The 20,312-nt window shown below is 49.6% G+C and carries 13 protein-coding genes and 1 other annotated feature; all 13 genes read left to right on the top strand.

Going from position 1 to position 20,312, the window contains the following annotated elements:
• The first annotated feature begins 24 nt into the window (after positions 1–24).
• Positions 25–1,569: a tagaturonate reductase gene (locus tag QBE55_00180; protein ID WZL78626.1), complete on the top strand. Its 1,545-nt coding sequence runs from the start codon at positions 25–27 to the stop codon at positions 1,567–1,569.
• A 129-nt stretch (positions 1,570–1,698) separates the two neighbouring features.
• Entirely contained in the window at positions 1,699–3,258 is a 1,560-nt protein-coding gene (locus tag QBE55_00175) for an altronate dehydratase family protein (protein ID WZL78625.1), read from the top strand.
• Positions 3,259–3,341: 83 nt separating this feature from the next.
• Complete coding sequence (locus QBE55_00170) at positions 3,342–4,592, top strand: glucuronate isomerase (GenBank protein ID WZL78624.1); 1,251 nt, start codon at positions 3,342–3,344, stop codon at positions 4,590–4,592.
• A gap of 131 nt (positions 4,593–4,723) precedes the next feature.
• Complete coding sequence (locus QBE55_00165; protein ID WZL79822.1) at positions 4,724–5,380, top strand: bifunctional 2-keto-4-hydroxyglutarate aldolase/2-keto-3-deoxy-6-phosphogluconate aldolase; 657 nt, start codon at positions 4,724–4,726, stop codon at positions 5,378–5,380.
• A 107-nt stretch (positions 5,381–5,487) separates the two neighbouring features.
• Positions 5,488–6,216, top strand: coding sequence for a glycerophosphodiester phosphodiesterase (locus tag QBE55_00160; protein ID WZL78623.1), 729 nt, complete (start codon positions 5,488–5,490; stop codon positions 6,214–6,216).
• Positions 6,217–6,653: 437 nt separating this feature from the next.
• Positions 6,654–8,099, top strand: coding sequence for a collagen binding domain-containing protein (locus tag QBE55_00155; GenBank protein ID WZL78622.1), 1,446 nt, complete (start codon positions 6,654–6,656; stop codon positions 8,097–8,099).
• Positions 8,080–11,799: a Cna B-type domain-containing protein gene (locus tag QBE55_00150; GenBank protein WZL78621.1), complete on the top strand. Its 3,720-nt coding sequence runs from the start codon at positions 8,080–8,082 to the stop codon at positions 11,797–11,799. The genes QBE55_00155 and QBE55_00150 overlap by 20 nt, the downstream gene beginning before the upstream one ends.
• Before the next feature lie 109 nt (positions 11,800–11,908).
• Positions 11,909–12,117, top strand: a binding site (T-box leader).
• A gap of 105 nt (positions 12,118–12,222) precedes the next feature.
• Positions 12,223–14,631: a leucine--tRNA ligase gene (gene leuS / locus QBE55_00145; protein ID WZL78620.1), complete on the top strand. Its 2,409-nt coding sequence runs from the start codon at positions 12,223–12,225 to the stop codon at positions 14,629–14,631.
• A 427-nt stretch (positions 14,632–15,058) separates the two neighbouring features.
• Positions 15,059–15,442 (top strand): DUF2089 domain-containing protein, encoded by a 384-nt coding sequence (locus QBE55_00140; GenBank protein WZL78619.1) that lies wholly within the window; start codon positions 15,059–15,061, stop codon positions 15,440–15,442.
• Between the two features lie 95 nt (positions 15,443–15,537).
• Entirely contained in the window at positions 15,538–15,924 is a 387-nt protein-coding gene (locus tag QBE55_00135) for a hypothetical protein (GenBank protein WZL78618.1), read from the top strand.
• A gap of 30 nt (positions 15,925–15,954) precedes the next feature.
• A complete protein-coding gene (locus tag QBE55_00130) occupies positions 15,955–16,383 on the top strand; it encodes a hypothetical protein (GenBank protein WZL78617.1) in 429 nt (142 codons plus the stop codon).
• A gap of 162 nt (positions 16,384–16,545) precedes the next feature.
• A complete protein-coding gene (locus QBE55_00125) occupies positions 16,546–18,324 on the top strand; it encodes an ABC transporter ATP-binding protein (protein WZL78616.1) in 1,779 nt (592 codons plus the stop codon).
• Positions 18,325–18,339: 15 nt separating this feature from the next.
• Positions 18,340–20,250 carry an ABC transporter ATP-binding protein gene (locus QBE55_00120; GenBank protein ID WZL78615.1) on the top strand — a complete coding sequence of 637 codons (1,911 nt, stop codon included), beginning with the start codon at positions 18,340–18,342 and terminating at the stop codon, positions 20,248–20,250.
• The last annotated feature ends 62 nt before the right edge of the window (positions 20,251–20,312 follow it).

Below are 20,312 nucleotides of genomic sequence, written 5' to 3'. Positions count from 1 at the left end.
TGTGTGTTGGAAAGAGTATTGCTTATGAAGGAGGGAGCAACCATTCAGAGATTATCTCGAAAATTATTACATTCTGATTTTTCCGTACCGGAGGATGTGGCGGTGGGACCGCTGGATCCGATGCCGGAGAAGGTGATTCAATTTGGAGAAGGCAATTTTCTGAGGGCTTTTGTGGATTGGATGATCAACCGGCTCAACCGGAAGGGACTTTTTCACGGCAGTGTCGTTGTGGTTCAGCCGATTGAGCAGGGGATTGCAGATGTCCTGAACGAGCAGGACGGTTTGTATACCCTTTATTTAAGAGGCCTGCAGGACGGCAGCCGGACAGAGTCCCGGGAAGTCATCACTTCCATCAGCAGGGCAATCAATCCATACAGGGAATACTCTGCTTTTCTGGAATGTGCACATAATCCGGATCTGCGGTATATGGTATCCAATACGACGGAGGCTGGCATTGCCTATGTTCCGGAAGACCAGCCGAAGAGCCAGTGCCCGAAGTCGTTTCCGGCCAAAGCTGCTGCTTTTCTGTATGAACGGTATCGCCACTTTTCCGGAGACCCTTCCAAAGGCATGAGGATCCTGCCCTGTGAGCTGGTCAATGACAATGGAACGGAATTGAAAAAAGGGATTCTGCAGTACTGCAGGGACTGGGACCTGGAGGATGGATTCCGGGATTGGCTGGAGAAGGAGTGCAGCTTTTACAATACGTTGGTGGATCGCATAGCCACCGGGTATCCACGGGAAGAAGCTGAGGAAATGACTCAGTATCTGGGATATGAGGATCAGCTGATTGACACCGGTGAGGTTTTTCACCTGTGGGTGATAGAAGGGGATCCTGCCCTGGAGGAGGAGCTGCCCTTTCAGAAAGCCGGGCTGCATGTCGTCCGGACGGACAATCAGCTGCCGTACCGGAAAAGAAAGGTGCGCATTTTGAACGGTGCCCATACCATGATGGTGCCTGCTGCCTTTTTGTATGGATTCGATACGGTGAAGGAATGTGTGGAGAATCCTGTCACGGGTGGTTTGATGCGGAAAGGGATCTTTGAGGAAGTGATTCCGGTTCTGGATCTCCCTCAGGAGGAGACAGGGAAATTTGCGGAAGAGGTTCTGGAGCGCTTTGCCAATCCATATATCCGGCATATGCTGCTGGGGATTACCCTGAATTGTGTATCCAAATATCGGGTACGGGTACTGCCGTCCCTGTTGGAATATATCCGGCAGAATAAAAAACAGAATAACAAAATTCCTTCCGTGCTCAGCTTTTCCCTGGCGGCTCTGATTGTTTTTTACCGGAGCACCAGGCTGGAAGGGGATCGGCTCATCGGGATGCGGGACGAAAAGCCCTATCCCATCCGGGACGATTTGCCGGTTCTGAAGTTTTTTGCAAAAGTTTGGGAGGAATATGACCGATTTCAGGATCCGGTGAAGCTGACTCACGAAGTACTGGCCCGTAAAGATTTCTGGGGGAAGGATTTATCGGAGGTTCAGGGATTGGAAGATGCGGTCGCCCATTATCTCAGTACGATACTGGTGTTGGGAATCCAAAAAGCAACGGAAGCAGTGCTGTAATATTGCCTGGTATTTTCATTGCCCTGTAGCGTACTGCTTTCTGCCGTGTGATCATGCCGGCATGAATTTCAGGGAAAACAGAGCGGATTCGAAAAGAAATGTAATGTATGGATTCAAAGGAGACAAAACATGCAGACATTTGGCAGGGTTATCAAAATCCATGACACAGACAATGTGGCAATCGCTCTTTCCGAACTGCTGCCGGAAGAGCAGATTCCAGCCGGCAGCGGAGGGGAAAAGGAAAAAGCTCACAGCCGGGACAGTGAAATTCTTATGGCTCGGGACCGGATTCCCGCCGGTCATAAGATTGCCTGGACGGATATTTCCTGCGGGGAGAACCTGGTCAAATATGGCTATCCCATTGGGCATGCCACCCGGGACATCCGCCGCGGCAGCTGGGTTCATACGCACAATGTAAAAACCAATCTGGAAGGTTTCAGGGAATATCGTTATTCTTCGGATTTGGAAAAGCAAGGCCTTCCGGAGAAAGAAAATCCGGCATTTGAAAGTGCCGGGCCTTGCCCGGTTTTTCAGGGATATGCAAGGGCAGGCGGCAAGGTCGGCATCCGGAATGAAATATGGATTCTGCCTACCGTCGGCTGCATCAACGGAACAGCAGAGCGATTGGCACAAATGGCCCGCAGCCGGTATGAGAAAAGGGGGATTGACGGGATTTTTGCCTTTTCCCATCCCTATGGCTGCTCCCAGCTTGGCGGGGATCTGAAACACACACAGAAAATTCTTTCCGGGCTGATCCGGCATCCCAATGCAGGCGGGGTATTGGTGCTGGGTCTGGGCTGCGAAAGCAACAATCTTGCCGAAATGAAGAAAGCGTTGGGGGTCCTGCCGGAGAATACTGCTTTTATGAATCTGCAGGATGTTCCGGATGAAATCGGGGAAGGCATGGCTGCACTGGAAACCCTGGTGCAGCGGGCAGAACGGGCAAAGCGCCAGCCGGTTCCGGTTTCCCGGCTGAAAATTGGCCTGAAGTGCGGAGGGTCGGATGGTTTTTCCGGCATGACAGCCAATCCGCTCATTGGAATGGTATCCGACCGGCTGGTTTCCCTGGGGGGAACTGTCATACTGACAGAGGTTCCGGAAATGTTCGGCGCCGAAACCATTCTCATGGATCGCTGTATCTCCCGTTCCGTATTTGATCAGGTCGTTCATTTGATCAATGATTTCAAATCTTATTTTATTCGTTATGGTCAGACAATTTATGAAAATCCCTCTCCGGGAAATAAGGAAGGCGGGATTACCACACTGGAGGAGAAGTCTCTGGGATGCATCCGGAAAGGCGGAACTTCTCCGGTGATGGACGTTCTCCGCTACGGGGATCCGGCCACTGCGGCCGGCCTGAATCTGCTGAACGGACCGGGAAATGATTTGGTTTCCTCCACTGCCCTGGCCGCTTCAGGAGCCCATCTGATTCTGTTTTCCACGGGAAGGGGAACCCCTTTTGGCTGCCCGGTTCCCACAGTGAAAATAGCGGCCAATACTTCTCTGGCTGAAAAAAAGCCCGACTGGATTGATTTCAACGCCGGAGTCCTGCTTGCGGGGTTGTCTGCGGAGCAGGCAGCGGATCAGTTGTTTGATTTGATTTGCCGGATGGCTTCCGGGGAGGAGACCAGGAATGAGGAAAATGGCTATCGGGAGATTGCCATTTTCAAGGACGGAGTAACATTATAGAAAACCGAGACATTATAGAAAACTGAGACATTATAGAGAACCGAGACATTATAGAAAACCGGGAAAGGATGTGTAATGTAAAAATGGCAGCAGTAACAGCACAGAATGTAAAGTCTGTGGTGGACAGAGCAGTAAACGAGGTCAGGATAACGGACGTTCATACCCATTTGTATCCGGCGGAGTTTGGAGACATGTTGCTGTGGGGCGTGGATGAGCTTCTGAATTACCATTACCTCATTGCGGAGACTTTTCGCTTTACGGATGTGGGATACGACACATTCTGGAAGATGACCAAAAAAGAGCAGGCGGATCTGATCTGGAAAACGCTGTTTTTGGAAAACAGTCCGTACAGTGAGGCCTGCCGCGGTGTGCTGACCGTATTGAACAAGCTGGGACTGGATCCGTCCAGCCGGGATCTGGATTCCTACCGGAGCTATTTTGCCGGCAAGACAACGGAAGAGTACATCGACATCGTGTTTGAAAAAGCCGGGATCCGGCAGGTCGTCATGACCAATGATCCGTTTGATGATCAGGAGAGGCATGCATGGGAAAAGGGACGGAAGAAGGATAAACGGTTTTTGGCAGCCCTGCGAATTGATCCGTTGGTGATCCACTGGGACACCACATGGAAAAGGCTGAAATCGTGGGGATACGACGTGGAGCAGGTTCTCACGGAGAAGTCGCTGGCGGAGGTGCGGAGATTTCTTGCGGACTGGGTCCAAAAAATAGACGCCGTTTATATGGCAGTATCCTTGGAGTCGGATTTCCGGTTCCCGGAGGATTCCGCGCAGGGGAAACTGATTGAGAACTGTGTCTTGCCGGTGTGCAGGGAGCAGGATATTCCCTTTGCCCTGATGATCGGCGTGAAACGGCAGATCAATCCGGATCTGAAGCTGGCAGGAGACGGCGTGGGCAAAGCCGATATCAATGCGGTGAATTATCTTTGCGCGCATTATCCCCACAACAAATTCATGGTGACCATGCTGTCCCGGGAAAATCAGCATGAGCTGTGCGTGACAGCCAGGAAGTTCCGGAACCTGATGATCTTCGGCTGCTGGTGGTTCCTGAACAATCCCAGCCTGATTGATGAAATCACACGTATGCGGTTTGAGTTGCTGGGTTCCAGCGTGATTCCGCAGCATTCCGACGCAAGGGTGCTGGATCAGCTGATTTATAAATGGGCCCATTCCAGAAGAATCATTGCCAGCGTGCTGAGTGAAAAATACCGGGATCTGATGGATACCGGCTGGGTTCTGACCGAGGAGGAGATCCGCCGGGATGTGAATAAACTGTTCGGCGGGACCTTTGAAGAATTTCTCAGCAAAAAGTTCTGAGCGGTATCCCAACCAAAGAGATGAAAAAGGAATATAAAGAAAAAATGGCGAACACAAAAGAGTATAAAAGTATGGAAAGGGGGTTCGGTCAGGGCGCTGCGGCGCTGCATGGAGACGCCCTGACAAAACAGATGGAAAAAGACAAAGTATTGAGGCGGATTACAGAGTGTGGCCTGGTTGCCGTGGTCCGCGCGGAGTCCAGTGAGCAGGCCCGGAAGATTGCCGATGCCTGTGCGGCAGGAGGGGTGGCTGCCATCGAGATTACCTTTACCGTGCCAGGTGCGGATCAGGTGATCCGCGATCTGTCATCCACCTATAAAAATGGCGATATTCTCATCGGAGCCGGAACGGTGATGGATGCGGAGACCGCCCGGGCAGCGATACTGGCAGGCGCCCAGTATGTAGTCAGCCCCTATCTGAATACGGACATGGTGAGACTTTGCAATCGCTATCAGGTTCCCTGCATGCCGGGCGCCATGACTATCAGGGAGATTGTGGAGGCCATGGAAGCCGGTGCGGATATCGTCAAGATTTTCCCCGGGGAGCTGTTCGGGCCTGGCATCATAAAGGCGGTCCGGGGGCCCATCCCGTATGCAAAATTGATGCCCACCGGAGGAGTGAATCTGGACAACGTGCAGGACTGGATTCAGGCAGGCGCAGTGGCAGTGGGAGCCGGCAGTTCCCTGATCCGGGGTGCAAAGACCGGGGATTATACCTCCATTACGAATACAGCCAGGGAGTTCATTGCGAAGATAAAAGCTGCCCGTGAGGAAAGCCACGGCAAATGAATTAATTTGTATGGAATGCATATGGACATTTCAGCCATTTGTCAGTATGATATGGATAGGTTAGTCAAACCTCAGGAATCAAAGGAAAAAGGAAGGAATGAAGTACTTTGAATAAACCATTGAATATTGCTCACAGAGGCTTTAGCGGCTCCTATCCGGAGAATACCATGCTGGCATTTCGAAAGGCAAAGGAAGCCGGCTGCGATGGATTTGAAACGGATATGCACCTGACAAAGGACGGTTATCCGGTTATCTGCCATGATGAAAAGATTGACAGAACGACCAACGGGACCGGCTTTATCAAGGATTATACCTTTGCGGAGCTCAGGGAATTCGATGCCGGGATCAAACGCGACAAGGCATTCATCGGAGCGAAGCTTCCGGGGATTGATGAATTTTTTGATTTGATAAAGGATTCGGATCTGATTGTGAATATCGAGCTCAAAAATGATCTGTTTGAGTATCCGGATCTTGAAAAGATTGTGTTTCAGAAGATTTACGAATACAAATTGAAGGATCGTATCATTATTTCCTCTTTCAATCATTATTCCATCAAAAGATGCATTGACCTGGATCCGGGGATCCGGACCGGCCTTCTGTATTCCAACCGGATCTACAAGCCTGGAAAATATGCGAAGCAAATGGGAGCAACCGCGATTCATCCCAATTTCAGGGCATTTGGAAAGAGGGAAGCGCAGGATGCTTTTAATGAGAAGATCAGGATAAATGCCTGGACGATCAATGAAGTCGGGGATATGAAACAAATGAGGGATCTCGGCATTGATGGGATTATCACCAACTATCCCAACCGTCTCAGGAAGCTTCTGGAGAAATAGGCAGAAATAGAAGGCCGCAATAAGCGGACAGCACGGCATAAAGCGCTCAACGATGATTTTCAGGTTTTGAGCGCTTTATTTCTATGACAGGGGATAACATGGATGATTGGATTTGTGCGAAAGAATTAAAATCCGGAGCCGATCAATCTGTTTCGCAGGAAAATGAAGGTTGAGCCAAAAATGTTTTGACAATGGAAATCATTTCAACCATACTGGGATTGAGGAAACCTTTTCATATGTGCTTAAAAATAAAGAGTGGCTGAAAACAGCAACGGATAAGAAGTAAATAAAGTGCGCTGATGAGAATCAATGTTTTTTGATAAATAGAAAACTTTATCGTTTCTCTTGTCGTCTATAGGGTAGATATAGATTGCGCAGGGAGGTTTATGCTATTTTTGGAATAAGAATAAAGAAATATAAATGAAGGGGGAATTGGAATGAGAAATTTATTGCAAAGCAGAAAGTACAGGATTAGTTTGCTGTTGGTTTTTCTATTAATATTTCAGCTTATAATACCAACCACGTCAAAGGTATTTGCGGGTGAAACAAATCAGGAGGCAGCAGCAAAGGACGGGTTCACGGAGGAAGATGTATCTCAGGGAAAACAGCCGGAGGAAGAAGTGATTCATGAGGGACTTTCCCCGGAAGAGGCATCTCCGGGCGAGCCCCAAAAGAATTTACCGGAACAAAAGGATTTATCGAAACAAAAGGAAAGCCAGTTGGCGCCTCAGGAGCAATTACCGCAGAAGCAATCACCGGAAGAGCAATCTCCGAAGGCGGATCCGGAGCCGGAAAAATCTGTGCCTGTTTCCATGACTGCAGAAAAGTCCCGTGACTCGGAAGATACAAAAGGAAAAGATCTGGGCAATATCTTTACATTGGATCTTTTTCGGTTGGGAGGAAGAAACGGGACGGATATACATAACGGAGATGTCATAGACATTGCAGATGGTACAGAGGTTTACATAGAATTTGACTGGAATACGGAAGGCCTGGATGCCAAAGCCGGAGATTGGGCGGAAATGGAGCTTCCTGGCATATTTACGAAAGTCGATATTAAAGGCCAGCCTATAAAAATTCTGGATGAAGATGGAAATGAATTGGAGGTTGGAACATACAGCATTCTTGATGGAGTATTGAAATTTGTATTCAATGAAAATATTGAGCGGGATGATGTGGTAAATGGAACGGCTGGTTTTGGACTGAAATTTAACCTGGAGAAGTTTAAGGACAATATAGAGCAGGCGATTGTGTTCCATGATTCCAAAGATAAAACCCTGACGATCATTGCGAAGCCACAGGGGAAGCAAGACAGTATCAGTAAAGAAGGGCATCCCGATCACAAGCATGATGCAAGGGAAATTACCTGGGCCATAGATGTTGTGAATACCAGTGACGGGGAAATTACCGACGCCACTGTGAAGGATGTCATTCCGGATGGGCTGAAATTAAAAGAAGACAGCTTTAAAATAAATGAGCTTATTCTGGGATATGAAGGGAAAAAGTCACTGGGGGATGAAGTTTCGGTTACCCCGGATATTGCCGGAAAGGAGTTTACGGTCGGATTTGATAGCCTGGCACCTTATAAAGGTTATCGGATCGAATATACGACGACCATCGAGGATTATTCAAAAGACACCTTTACCAATGATGCAATCTTCTCCTACGGTGAAACAAAGTTGCCGGCGAAAGCAACTGTAGATGGGCTTACGAGAAGTAACGCCATAGAAAAGGATGGCTGGCCGCAGGGTGACGGAACGATATGGTGGAAAATCGATGTCAACAAAGCCGGCGGCAAGCTGGATCATGCGGTGGTGGAGGACCCGTTGCCGGAAGGATTGGAATTGAAAGCAGGTTCGTTCCATGGTAGTCAAAAAGTTTAAAAACGATAAGCCCATGGAGCATGAATGGGATGAACCGTTGGAATTTCCGCTGGATTTGGGGAAAATAGAAGCGGATGAACGATATGAGATCGAATTTTTGACCACTGTCGATTATGAAAAAATAAACGGAGGAGAATATCAGAAGGATAATAAGTTTACCAATCAAACGGTATTAAAGGATGGAGACAAACCCAGAGGGGAAGCAGAGAAAGAGGTCACCGTCCAACGCCCTGATATTCTCAGTAAAGTGGGAAACTCCCATGTAGATTATGAAAACAAGACCATTACCTGGACCGTGAAGATCAATGAAGCCCGTCATCCGCTGGATCAGGTGACATTGACCGACCTTCTGCCGAAGGGGCTGAGCCTGTCGGAAGATGACATAAAAGTTACCAGCCTGGAAGGAAAGGACTATACACCGAACATCACCATTCAAACGGTAACGGATGGGGAGAATGCCGGAAAAACAGAATTAGATATGGTATTCGATGAGGTAGGCACGGATCAGATAACCGTAGAGTACACGACTCCGGTAGAGGATTTTACCATGGATAAGTTTAACAACGTTGCTTCGCTGGGAGGAGACGGAGTCGGCGAAGGCGAACATGAAATATCCAGGCCGGTAAACCCGGAAAAGAATACTTATGAAAAAAGTTTTCAATCAATTGATTACAATAAGAAAACGATGAAGTGGCAGATTGTCGTGGATCCCAAAAGGGAAGCGCTGGAGGAGCTTACCATTGTTGATACCTTTCCAAACAAGGGGTTGATACTGCTGCCGGATACCTTGCAGGTGCAGGTCGGAGGGAAAGAGATATCCAAATCCGAAGGATACACCCTGACACCCAACGAAGCGGACGGAACGGAGGGTTATCAAAAGGGATTCACCATGGTATTTGATGCGCCGATCCTTCCGCTGAATTCCAGGATGGTGATCACCTATGAGACTTCCTATGATCCGCAGCTGAAAGTGGATGACTTTACTCCGGATCTTCATACAGACGGGGAAGCAAAAGTCTATAGGAATTCCGCCAGGTTCACAGGAAAAACGATAAACGGAAATGGTGTGGACGTAACCAGGGATGCTCAGACTACGGTCCGGGAAGATTCCTGGAACAGCGGGAAGAAAGAAGGCCGGTTCGTCCATTTTGATGGGGAAGGAAATCAAAAGGCAGGCTGGGCAAGCGGCAGGGAAAGAAAAATTGCATGGCAGCTGTACACCAACTACCAGCAGCAGAACCTTGGAACCGGTGTGGTTGTGAAAGATACCCTGAGCTATGAGGGAACCATCGATGAAGACAGCATCACCGTGAAGGTTTATGATGTTGACCAGTACGGCAATACCAAAATAACGGGAAAAGTTTTGGAACCGGAAAATTATAAACTTGCTGTCGATGGGAAAACCTTTACTTTAACCTTTCAGGATGATTTTGAGGTAAAGGACAGATATGTAATAGAGTTTCTGACTGCGGTACCGGATATATCCGAAAAGCAGTATCCCAACCAGGCAACCGTGCAGGTTGGAGAAAAAGAATATCCTTATTCCGCAACTCTGCATTATGAGAATGCGGATAAATTCCTGGACAAAAAGGCAGCTGATGTCAGCGGCAATCAGGTTTATACTGGCGACGGGATCAACTGGGAAGTTCAGGTGAATGAGAGTCTGTCCGTCATAAAAGAAGCTGAAATTGTGGATACCATAAGCAAGGGTCTCACATATGTGGAGGGAAGCCTCGAAGTTCATAAATTGATGGATGGGGAAAAGGTTCCATTGACGGAAGGGGAGGATTATACCCTTGGTCTGGAAGAGACAGAAGAAGGAAAAACCGTCCTGACTCTGAATTTTAAGGAAGATGTGGACACCGTTCTGGTTCTCGGATATCAGACGGTTGTGACAGGTACCGATGGTCAGGTGAATAACAAAGTGGAATTCGAAGGAACGGGAATTGAGAAAAAAACGGTGGAATCCGAGAGACTGGATGCAAAACAATACTCCCATGTATCCGGAGAAATGAATCCAAAGAAGGGAGTACTGCAGGTCACAAAGGTGGATGCAGAGGCAAAATCCGTTATTGTACACAATGAGGCGGAATTTACCTTATGGTATAAGCTGAATGGCGAGTATAAACAGTTTGGTGATGAGCCATTTAAAACAGAAAATGGTGTGCTGAAAATCGGGAACCTGCCTCTTCGGACTTATTATCTGCGGGAAGCGAAAGCACCCAATGGTTATGTGCTTTCGGACAAACAGACAGAGGTTCCGGTGGATAAGGGATATCAAAACAAGGAAGAGAATATTGCAAAAGTGGATTTCGTAAATGTCAGGGAAAAAACGGAAATTACCGGAACCAAGGTCTGGGAAGGCGGTGAAGCAAGCAGGCCGGAGTCCATTGAACTCCAATTGTTCCGGGATGGCAAAGCCTATGGAGACCCGGTAGCCCTGGATGGTACAGAGGAGAAGCCATGGGAGCATACCTGGACGGATCTGGACAAAACAGATATCGGCGGGAAACCGTATCAGTATACTGCAGACGAAGTTCGTGTTCCGGAAAACTATAAAAAAGAGGTATCCGAAGACGGCCTGACGGTAACCAATACCTATGTGAGCCCCAGAACGCAGGTGACGGGAACAAAGGTATGGATTGACGGGCCGGAAGAAAAGTCGGACATAGAGCTGCAGCTTTACCGCAATGGGAAAGCATACGGAGATCCGGTTACACTGGATGGCACAGAAGAGAAGCCATGGACGCATACCTGGGCGGATCTGGAGGAAAGGGATCGCAGGGGGGAGCCATACTCCTATACCGTAGACGAAATCAACGTGCCGGAAAGTTACGGGAAAGCCGTTTCGGAAGATGGTCTGACGGTAACCAACACCTATGCATCGTCGAAACAGGATGTTGTCGGCAGGAAAGTATGGGTGGACGGGGAATATAACCGGCCCGATTCGATACAGCTTCAGTTATACAGAGAGTCCGATACAGTGAAAAAGGAAAAGGTCGGCAGTCCGGTCACTCTGGAAAAAGGTACCTATGAATATAACTGGAGGAGCCAGGACAAAACCGACCGAAATGGGAATGAGTACCGCTATACGGTGGAAGAAATACAGGTTCCGGAGAACTATGGGAAATCCGAAGACGGCCTGACGGTAACCAACACCTATGTGAGCCCTAAAACGCAGGTGACGGGAACAAAGGTATGGAACGGCGGGCCGGAAGAAAAGCCGGCCATTTGGCTGAAGCTGTACCGGGAAGTGGAAGGCGGAGCCATCGAAGAAGTACCGGAGGCAGAAGTCAAAGAGCTGGCAGATGGTACGACGGAAGTGGAATGGACAGACTTGAATGAGACCGACACAAGTGGAAAGAAATACAAATTTTCGGTAAAGGAAGTAAACAAGGACGGCAAGGACTTTGTCCCGCAGAACTATGGGAAATCCGAAGACGGTCTGACGGTAACCAATACCTATCAGCCGCCCAGGTCTCCGGAGAACCCGAAAGGGCCGGAGGATCCAAAAGCACCGGGGAAGGATGAAACCGGTAAGACGCCGAAAAAGCCGGAAGAAAATAAAACCGGGTTTTTACCGAAAACCGGGGATAACAGCCCAATTGGGTACTATCTGGCAGCCATCCTTCTGGTTCTGGTGGTACTGATCGTAATACATAAAAGATCAGGTCATCCGGCAGAGCAGGGAAAACAGTGATTTGTCGGATAAACGGAAGGATCTCCCATGGAAATCCTGCCGAAAAAATGTTGAATCATTGTGTATTGATTTATTATGTGATTTTGGTATAATAATAAAAGTAAGAATGAACCAAGCGAGGATGGGAAGCAGTAGGCGGGTCGTTTCTCTCAGAGAGCCGTATCAGGTGCGAAGCGGCAGAAACGGATGCCGAACTCGTCCCGGAGCTGTTGTGGTGAGGTAACCAGCCACAGCCGGTCAGGTCCGTTATTGCCTGATTAAAGCGGCCGGACGCAGAGTCCGGCAAGTAGAGTGGTACCGCGGGCCTTCGTCTCTATAATGGGATGGAGGCCTTTCTTTTTATTTGCGGGGATTTGGTGAAAGCAGCAGTGAAATCAGGGGTAAGCAGGGATAGCTCAGGAAAAGGAGAGGATGGAAAATTTTATGGAAAAATATAATCCGCAGGTAATTGAAAAGAAGTGGCAGACGATCTGGGATGAGGAAGGCACATTTCAGGTGTCGGAGGATAAGACGAAGCCAAAATACTATGCATTGATCGAATTTCCCTATCCGTCGGGGCAGGGGCTTCATGTGGGACATCCCCGCCCGTATACCGCAATGGATATCATTGCCCGCAAGCGAAGACTGCAGGGGTATAACGTCCTGTTTCCCATAGGGTGGGACGCATTTGGGCTTCCCACGGAAAACTATGCCATAAAGAATAAAATTCATCCGAAGATTGTTACAGAGAAGAATGTTGCCCGCTTCAAGGCACAGATGAAATCGCTGGGCCTTTCCTTTGACTGGTCCAGGGAAATCAATACTGCGGATCCGGAATACTATAAGTGGACACAGTGGATTTTCCTGAAGCTGTTTGAAAAGGGCCTGGCGTATAAGAAGGAAACAGCAATCAACTGGTGCACTTCCTGCAAGGTCGGTCTTGCCAATGAAGAGGTCGTCAATGGAGTGTGCGAGCGCTGCGGCGGGGAAGTGGTCCGTAAGGTAAAGAACCAATGGATGCTGAAGATCACCGATTATGCGGAAAAGCTTCTGGATGGACTGAAGGATGTGGATTATATTCAGCGGGTGAAGCTGCAGCAGAGGAACTGGATCGGACGGTCCACCGGAGCAGAGGTGGACTTTGAGGTAACCGGCGGCAGCAAGCTCCGGGTCTATACCACCCGTCCGGACACGCTGTTCGGCGCCACCTATATGGTCATTGCACCGGAACATCCATTGATCGGGGAGCAGAAGGATCGGATTACAAATCCGGAAGAACTGGCGGCTTATCGGGAAGCTGCCGACCGGAAATCCGATTTTGAGCGGACGGAACTGGTAAAGGAAAAGACCGGTGTCCGGATTCAGGGCATTCAGGCGGTGAACCCGGTAAATGGAAAGAAGATTCCCATTTTTGTGTCCGATTATGTCCTGATGTCGTATGGGACCGGAGCCATCATGGCTGTTCCGGGGCATGACAGCCGGGACTGGGAGTTTGCAAAAAAGTTCGCCCTGCCCATTGTGGAAGTGGTGGCCGGCGGGGATGTGCAGAAGGAAGCCTATACGGATATCGAAAACGGCACTCTGGTGAACTCCGGTTTCCTGAACGGCATGCAGGTGAAGGAAGCCAAAAAGGCAATGATTGCATGGCTGAAGGAAAAGGGGCTGGGTGCCTCCAGGGTTAACTATAAACTGCGGGACTGGGTGTTTTCCCGTCAAAGGTACTGGGGAGAGCCCATTCCACTGGTTCACTGCGAGAGATGCGGCTGGGTGCCGGTTCCGGAGTCGGAGCTGCCGGTACTGCTGCCGGATGTGGAAAGCTATGAGCCCACGGACAACGGGGAATCCCCTCTGGCCAACATGACGGATTGGGTGAATACCACCTGTCCCAGGTGCGGCGGCAAGGCAGAGCGGGAAACAGACATCATGCCGCAATGGGCCGGCTCTTCCTGGTATTTTCTGAGATATACGGATCCTCATAATTCCGAAGCCCTGGCAAGCAGGGAAAATCTGGAGTACTGGATGCCGGTGGATTGGTACAACGGAGGAATGGAGCATACCACCCTGCACCTTCTGTATTCCCGGTTCTGGCACCGGTTTCTGTATGATATCGGTGTGGTTCCGATGCCGGAGCCTTATCGGAAACGTACGTCCCATGGCATGATTCTGGGAGAGAACAATGAAAAAATGTCCAAATCCAGAGGCAATGTCATCAATCCGGATGATATGGTAAGGAAATTCGGTGCGGATGCCCTGAGGCTGTATGAAATGTTTATCGGTGATTTTGAGAAAAGCGTTCCCTGGTCGCTGAACGGTATTACGGGCTGCAGAAGGTTTTTGGACCGTGTCTGGAGGACCCGGGAGTTTCTGGTGGGCGGGGAGGAACTCTCTCCCGGTCTGGAGAAAAGTATTCATAAGACCATCAAAAAGGTCAGCGAAGACTTTGAGAGCATGAAATTCAATACGGCGATTGCAGCGATGATGTCCCTGGTCAATGATTTCTATGCGGCCGGCCGGGTAACAAAAGGTGATTTTGAAGTTCTGCTGATCCTGCTGAATCCGGTGGCCCCTCATATTACCGAGGAATTGTGGTCCATTCTCGGGAATCACAGCAGGATTACCGATCAGACCTGGCCAAAATGCGATGAATCCAAAATGGTGGAGAAATCCGCAGAAATCGTGGTGCAGATCAATGGTAGGATCCGGAGCAGAATGGTTGTTCCTGTGGACGCCGCAAAGGATGCTGTGAAGGCCGCCGCCATGAAGGAGGAGAAGCTGAAAGCCCAGCTGGAGGGAAAGAATGTCGTCAAAACCATATATGTTCCCGGCCGGATTCTGAATCTGGTTGTAAAATAAGAGAAACCAAAAATAAAGGGAAAGTAAGGAAGACAGAGGATACCCGTTCCGTATCCTCTTTTTTTGTACCATGGGAGAATTCATCCCTGGCATGGATACTCCATTTCACTTCCCGTTTCGACAATACGGCCTGCCAATATGATTCCATCCTTCAGCATATGATATTGTATTGAGATCCGCTATGCTTTTCACTGAAGAGTCAGAGCGTTCCATAAAATGGATGGTGCATATGGCTGAAGGAGCGACTTCCTGCATAATTGTAAAACAAGGAGCCATAATACCGAAAATTGATATATTTAATGTATTGATTTATAAAATTGATTAAATTTAAAAAATAAATAAATATGATTAAATTATATATTGACATTTCATCAGCCGCCCCATATAATAGAAAAAGCAAGACAAATAACAGAAGGAGGAAACGTGGTTGACCTATCCAATCCCTGCGAAATGTCCGGTATGTCATAACCGGCTGAAGGTTACGGCTTTGTATTGCAGCCGCTGTCATACCAGGTTGGAGGGAGAGTTCCAACCGGATAAATTTAGTTATCTTTCCCGGGAGCAGAAGTATTTTATTGAGGTTTTTCTGAAATGCCGGGGGAACATCAAGGAGGTGGAGAAGGAGCTGGGCATATCCTATCCTACCGTAAGGGGAAAGCTGGATGATGTGGTACAGAGCCTGGGTTATCACGTGAGCAGTGACAACCGGGATCCGGACAGCGAACCGCAAAAGTCCAGGAAGGTAATTCTGGAGAGGCTCAGCAATGGGGAGATCACTTATGAGGAAGCAATGAATCAGTTAAAAAAATAAAGTAACCTGTTGTGCTTTTTGGATATCGCATCTTTTGTAGTTCTGCAGTTTAAGCGTATAAAAAAATGAGGGGGAATCCATTTATGCGGGAGGAAATGAAGAAAATTCTCCAGATGGTGGAGGAGAAAAAGATTACCGTGGAAGAGGCGGAAAAGCTTTTGGATGCAATGGGTCCGGAAGAACCGGAGCCTGTTCTTCTGGAATCGGAAGAGCCAACCGATTCCCTGAACCTGAAGGGCAAATTTCTGCGGCTGCGGGTTTCGGAAGAAGGGGAACAGAAAGTGCAGATCAACCTGCCGCTTTCCGTTGTAGAGGTTGGCCTGAAAATCGGTATGCAGGTTGGGCCGAAGTTTGCTCCGGAAATGGAAAAGCTGGAAGGGATCGACTTCAACGAGCTGCTGGAAGCGGTGAAGAAGGGCGCTACCGGAAAACTGCTGGAAGTAAAAGATGACGGCGATCTTGTGGAAATCTATGTGGATTAGGCAGGTTCCTGCAGGATGATGACGAAGCAAATGATAGTATTGACAGATCTGGAGCGGGGGAAGATGACAGCGGACGAAGCGGTCTCTCTGCTGAAACAGGTCGGAAGTCCACAGCAGCAAAAAAGGGAACATTCCGGAAAGCGGCGTCGTACAGGACCGGGGAAAATCATCCGCCGGAAAGGGCACTGGCTGGGAATTCATGTACGGGAAGAAGATCATAATATCCGGTTCTATGTTCCGATTTCCCTGCTGAATCTGGGCTTTTTCATCGGCAAAAGAGTGGTAAACAGCAAATATAAGGACAAGGACAACGGAGGAGGGAAGACTGCCCGGGAGGTGCTGAGCAGCATAAAGCAACGGGATATGCGGGATCTGGTCCGGGCCATCCGGGAAGGCGGAAATACGGATCTGGTTACCGTGAGGGAGGAGGACACCCTTGTCCGCATTCGAATTGTCTGAAGGCTTGAAAACAACAGATCAAATACAAAGCAAATACAAAGCAATGCAAAATGATGCCGAAAGGAGTCCATCCAGTTGAATCCCACACAGGAACCGGTAGAAGGGAAATCTGCCGGGATAAAAACAAACGCGAACAACCATTTCAGGAGAGGAGTATATAAGGTGAAAAAAGCGGGGACAAAATCACCGATGATTCGTTTGCTGGATATTGCCGGTTCCTACCGGAGCTGGCTCGTCCTGGCGGCGGTTGTTTCCGTCCTTGGTGCTGCCTGCACTGTTTTTTCATCCATTTATCTGGGCAGGGGATTGGATGCTGCCGTATCGGGAGATCGGCTCCGGTTTTACCGGACGGTCCGGATTGTGGCAGGGATTGCCGTCATCGAATTCCCGGTTTCTATCCTGAGAACCTACTGTGCCGGACGGTATGCACAATACGCCATGTATGACATTCGGGAGAAAACAACAAAGCATATACAGAAGCTCCCGGCATCCTGTCTGGACCGGCATCCTTCCGGTGATCTGCTGTCCCGGCTGAACAATGATATCAGTCTGCTGCAGCAGTTCCTGCAGGGTTCCCTGGCAGAGCTGATTGCACAACCCATTACCTTTCTCGCAGCTGCCGCATATCTGTTTGTCGCCAGCTTTGCGCTGTCCCTGGCCAGCTTTACGGCAACTCCGCTGTTCCTGATACTTATTCTGCTGATGTCCAGACCCATTGAAAAATATACCGTGCAGCAGCAGGAAGCTTTGGCCGAGGTAAATGTTGTGTCCAAAGATATGATAGAAGGCATGGAAGAAGCAAAAGCCTTTCAAATTGAAGAAACACTGGACAGGAAATGTGTCGGAGCAGTGAAAAAGGCGCTGGGCAAAAGCCTGAAGACGGTACGGATCCACGAGGCCATTGCTCCGGTGAATCTTCTGATGCAGATGCTTCCCATTTTGCTGATTTTTGCCTATGGCGGCTATCTTGTTACCGCTGGCAGGATGACCTTCGGCGAGTTGATCTCCTTCATCAATCTCTCCAATTTTGTCCTGAACCCCATGGCCCAGTTTCCTTCTGCGATTGCTTCCTATCGTACGGCTTCCGCTGCTTCTTCACGAATTATTGAGATCTGGAACGAGCCGGTGGAAAGGGAAAGCGGGCAATGCTTTTCTGCGGACAGCGATGTCCGGACTCCGGCGATCTGCTTTGAAGATGTTTCCTTTTCCTATGGGGAGGAGGGCAGGAAAAAAGATCGCGAGGTTCTGCAGAATCAGAACTTTGAAATTGCACCGGGGCAGACAATTGCCCTGGCAGGTCCCAGCGGCTGCGGGAAGAGTACGGTTCTGAAACTGATTGCCGGGTTCTATGCTCCCTGTTCGGGAAATGTCCGGGTGTTTGGCGGCAGAACAGAGGACTGGAATTTGGAAGCCCTGAGGAGCCACATTGCCTGGGTATCCCAGGATACCTATCTGTATCCCCGAAGCATTTATGAGAATATTGCCTATGGAAAGAGGGATGCGACGGAACAGGAAATTATTGCGGCGGCAAAGGCAGCGGACATTCATGATTTCATTGAAAGTCTGCCGGAGGGATACCGGACTCTGGCAGGCGAGAGAGGCGCCAGGCTGTCGGGAGGGCAGCGTCAGCGAATTGCCATTGCCCGGGCACTTTTGAAGGACGCCCCCATCCTGCTGCTGGATGAAGCAACCTCCGCCCTGGATACGGAATCGGAGCGTGAGGTGCAGCAGGCTCTGGAGGTGCTGATGAAGGGCAGGACTGTTCTGGTGGTTGCCCACCGGCTGACCACCATCCGGTCCGCTTCCAGGATATTGGTCATGGAGCACGGCCACATTGTGGAGGAAGGGACACATGAAGAACTGATGCAGACGGGAAGTCTGTACCGTAAATTGTATTACAAACAATATGCAGAGGCAGATTCTGGCCGAATGCAGGCGTGAGGGGGGGAAGAAAGAATGTGGGAAAGAAAAGTGCAGGGGGAAAAGCGTATTTCCACAGGAAATAACCGGCTGTTTCGGCTGCTGCGATTTACAGGAAAGTGGTGGCCGATTTATGTGATTGGGATTCTGGGCACCTCCCTGCAGAGTTTTGGAAGCAACCTGATTTTTGCACGATCCCTGGAAGGCTTGACCCAGGCTGGTTTAACCCGGGATATGGGCTTGCTCCGTCAGACACTGTTCACTCTGGGGATCCGCCTGCTGATTTTTATACTGGCCATTCCGCTGTTTTCCTGGTTTTTTCAAAGCTCGGTGGCAAGGACAACTGCAAATATCCGCAGCCGGCTGTTTCATCAGATCCAGCAGCTTTCCATGACACAAATCGGAGCGAGTCATAGCGGTGATCTGCTTTCCCGGATGACCAACGATGTCCAGACGGCGGAGAATGCGTACAGCTGGCAGCTTGCCCTGCCGCTGATGGCTGTTCTGTCCGGCATCGGCTCCATCGTGGTGATCTTTTCGATTCATCCGAAAATGGGTGGGATCGGGATCGTCATCGGAGCGGCCTGTGCCCTGCTGAATGCCTTGTTTGCCCGACCGATTAAAAAGACAAGCGACGGGGTACAGCGGCATTTGTCAGAATCCACCCAGGCTCTGACGGATATTCTTGCAGGCGATCGTTTGTCCAGGATATTCAACCTAAAGCAGCGTTTGTTTGCTTATTATGCTTCTGCCAACCTGGGGGTAAAGGATATGGCAATGAAGCGGATTGTTTATCAATCCATGCTGAACGGCATGAACGGTCTGGTGAACACCATGGGCTTTGTCGGCATTTTGATCGCCGGCAGTGTTCTGGCGTTGAACGGGGACATCTCATTCAGCGAGGTTGTCCCCATTGTGCAGATGATGAACGGGATTACCTGGATGTTTACTTCCATCGGGAATTTTATTTCCCAGCTCCAGGGATCCCTGGCCGGGGCGGATCGGATTTTTGAACTGCTGGATGCTTCTGTGGAGGAGACTTCGAAAAGAAAAAGCAGGATCCCTGCAGATACAAAAACACCGGAAGCGCAGGAAGCATCAAAGGCACCGGAGGCGCAGGAAGCATCAAAGGCACCGGAGGCGTCAAAGGCACCGGAAACATCGGACGCAGAGGACTCCGGGGTCCGGGAAGAGTCTTCCGACCTGCCTGCTGTTTCCTTCCGAAAGGTGTGCTTTTCCTATGAAGCCGGACGGGATGTGCTGAATGACTTCGATGCGGATGTGGAGCAGAACAGGGTGACCGCTCTTGTCGGTATGAGCGGCAGCGGAAAAAGTACGCTTTTTCGTCTTCTGCTGGGCTTTTATCCACCGGATCAGGGGGATATTTATCTGTTTGGGCGCTCCGTCCGGGACTGCAGTCTGCAGGAAGTCCGAAACAGAATTGCCTACGTTCCCCAGGAAAGCTATCTGTTCAGCGGCACCATCCGGGAGAATATCAGATACGGAAGGAGGGGAGCCTCCCCGGAAGAAATTGAGAAAGCGGCAAAAGCAGCTTATGCGGATGACTTTATCCGGGAGCTGACGGACGGCTACGATACCCAGGTGGGAGAGAGGGGCGCCAGGCTGTCCGGCGGGCAGTGCCAGAGGATTGCCATTGCCCGGGCTTTGCTGAAAAATGCGCCGATTTTGCTGCTGGACGAAGCCACCGCCTCTCTGGATACGGAATCGGAGCATCAGGTGCAAAAAGCCCTGGAGGTTCTGATGGAGGGGAGAACGGTGCTGATTGTGGCACACCGGCTTTCCACCATCCGGAATGCAGATGTGATTCTTGTAATGGAAAACGGCAGGATCTGTGAACAAGGCACACACTCCGCCCTTCTGGATCTCAATCAGGTTTATGCGGGGCTGTATCGGATGCAGTTTTCCTCTTCCTGCGCTGCCCTTTAGGAAAAATTGATTTTCTCCCTAAATTTCTTTATAATTGTGTTGCAGGCAGAGCAACAATTCTT

The sequence above is a fragment of the Eubacteriales bacterium mix99 genome (assembly GCA_038396605.1).
Classification (GTDB): domain Bacteria; phylum Bacillota; class Clostridia; order Caldicoprobacterales; family DTU083; genus UBA4874.
Note: the sequence above shows the minus strand (reverse complement) of the source record. Positions and strands in the feature narration are given on the sequence as shown.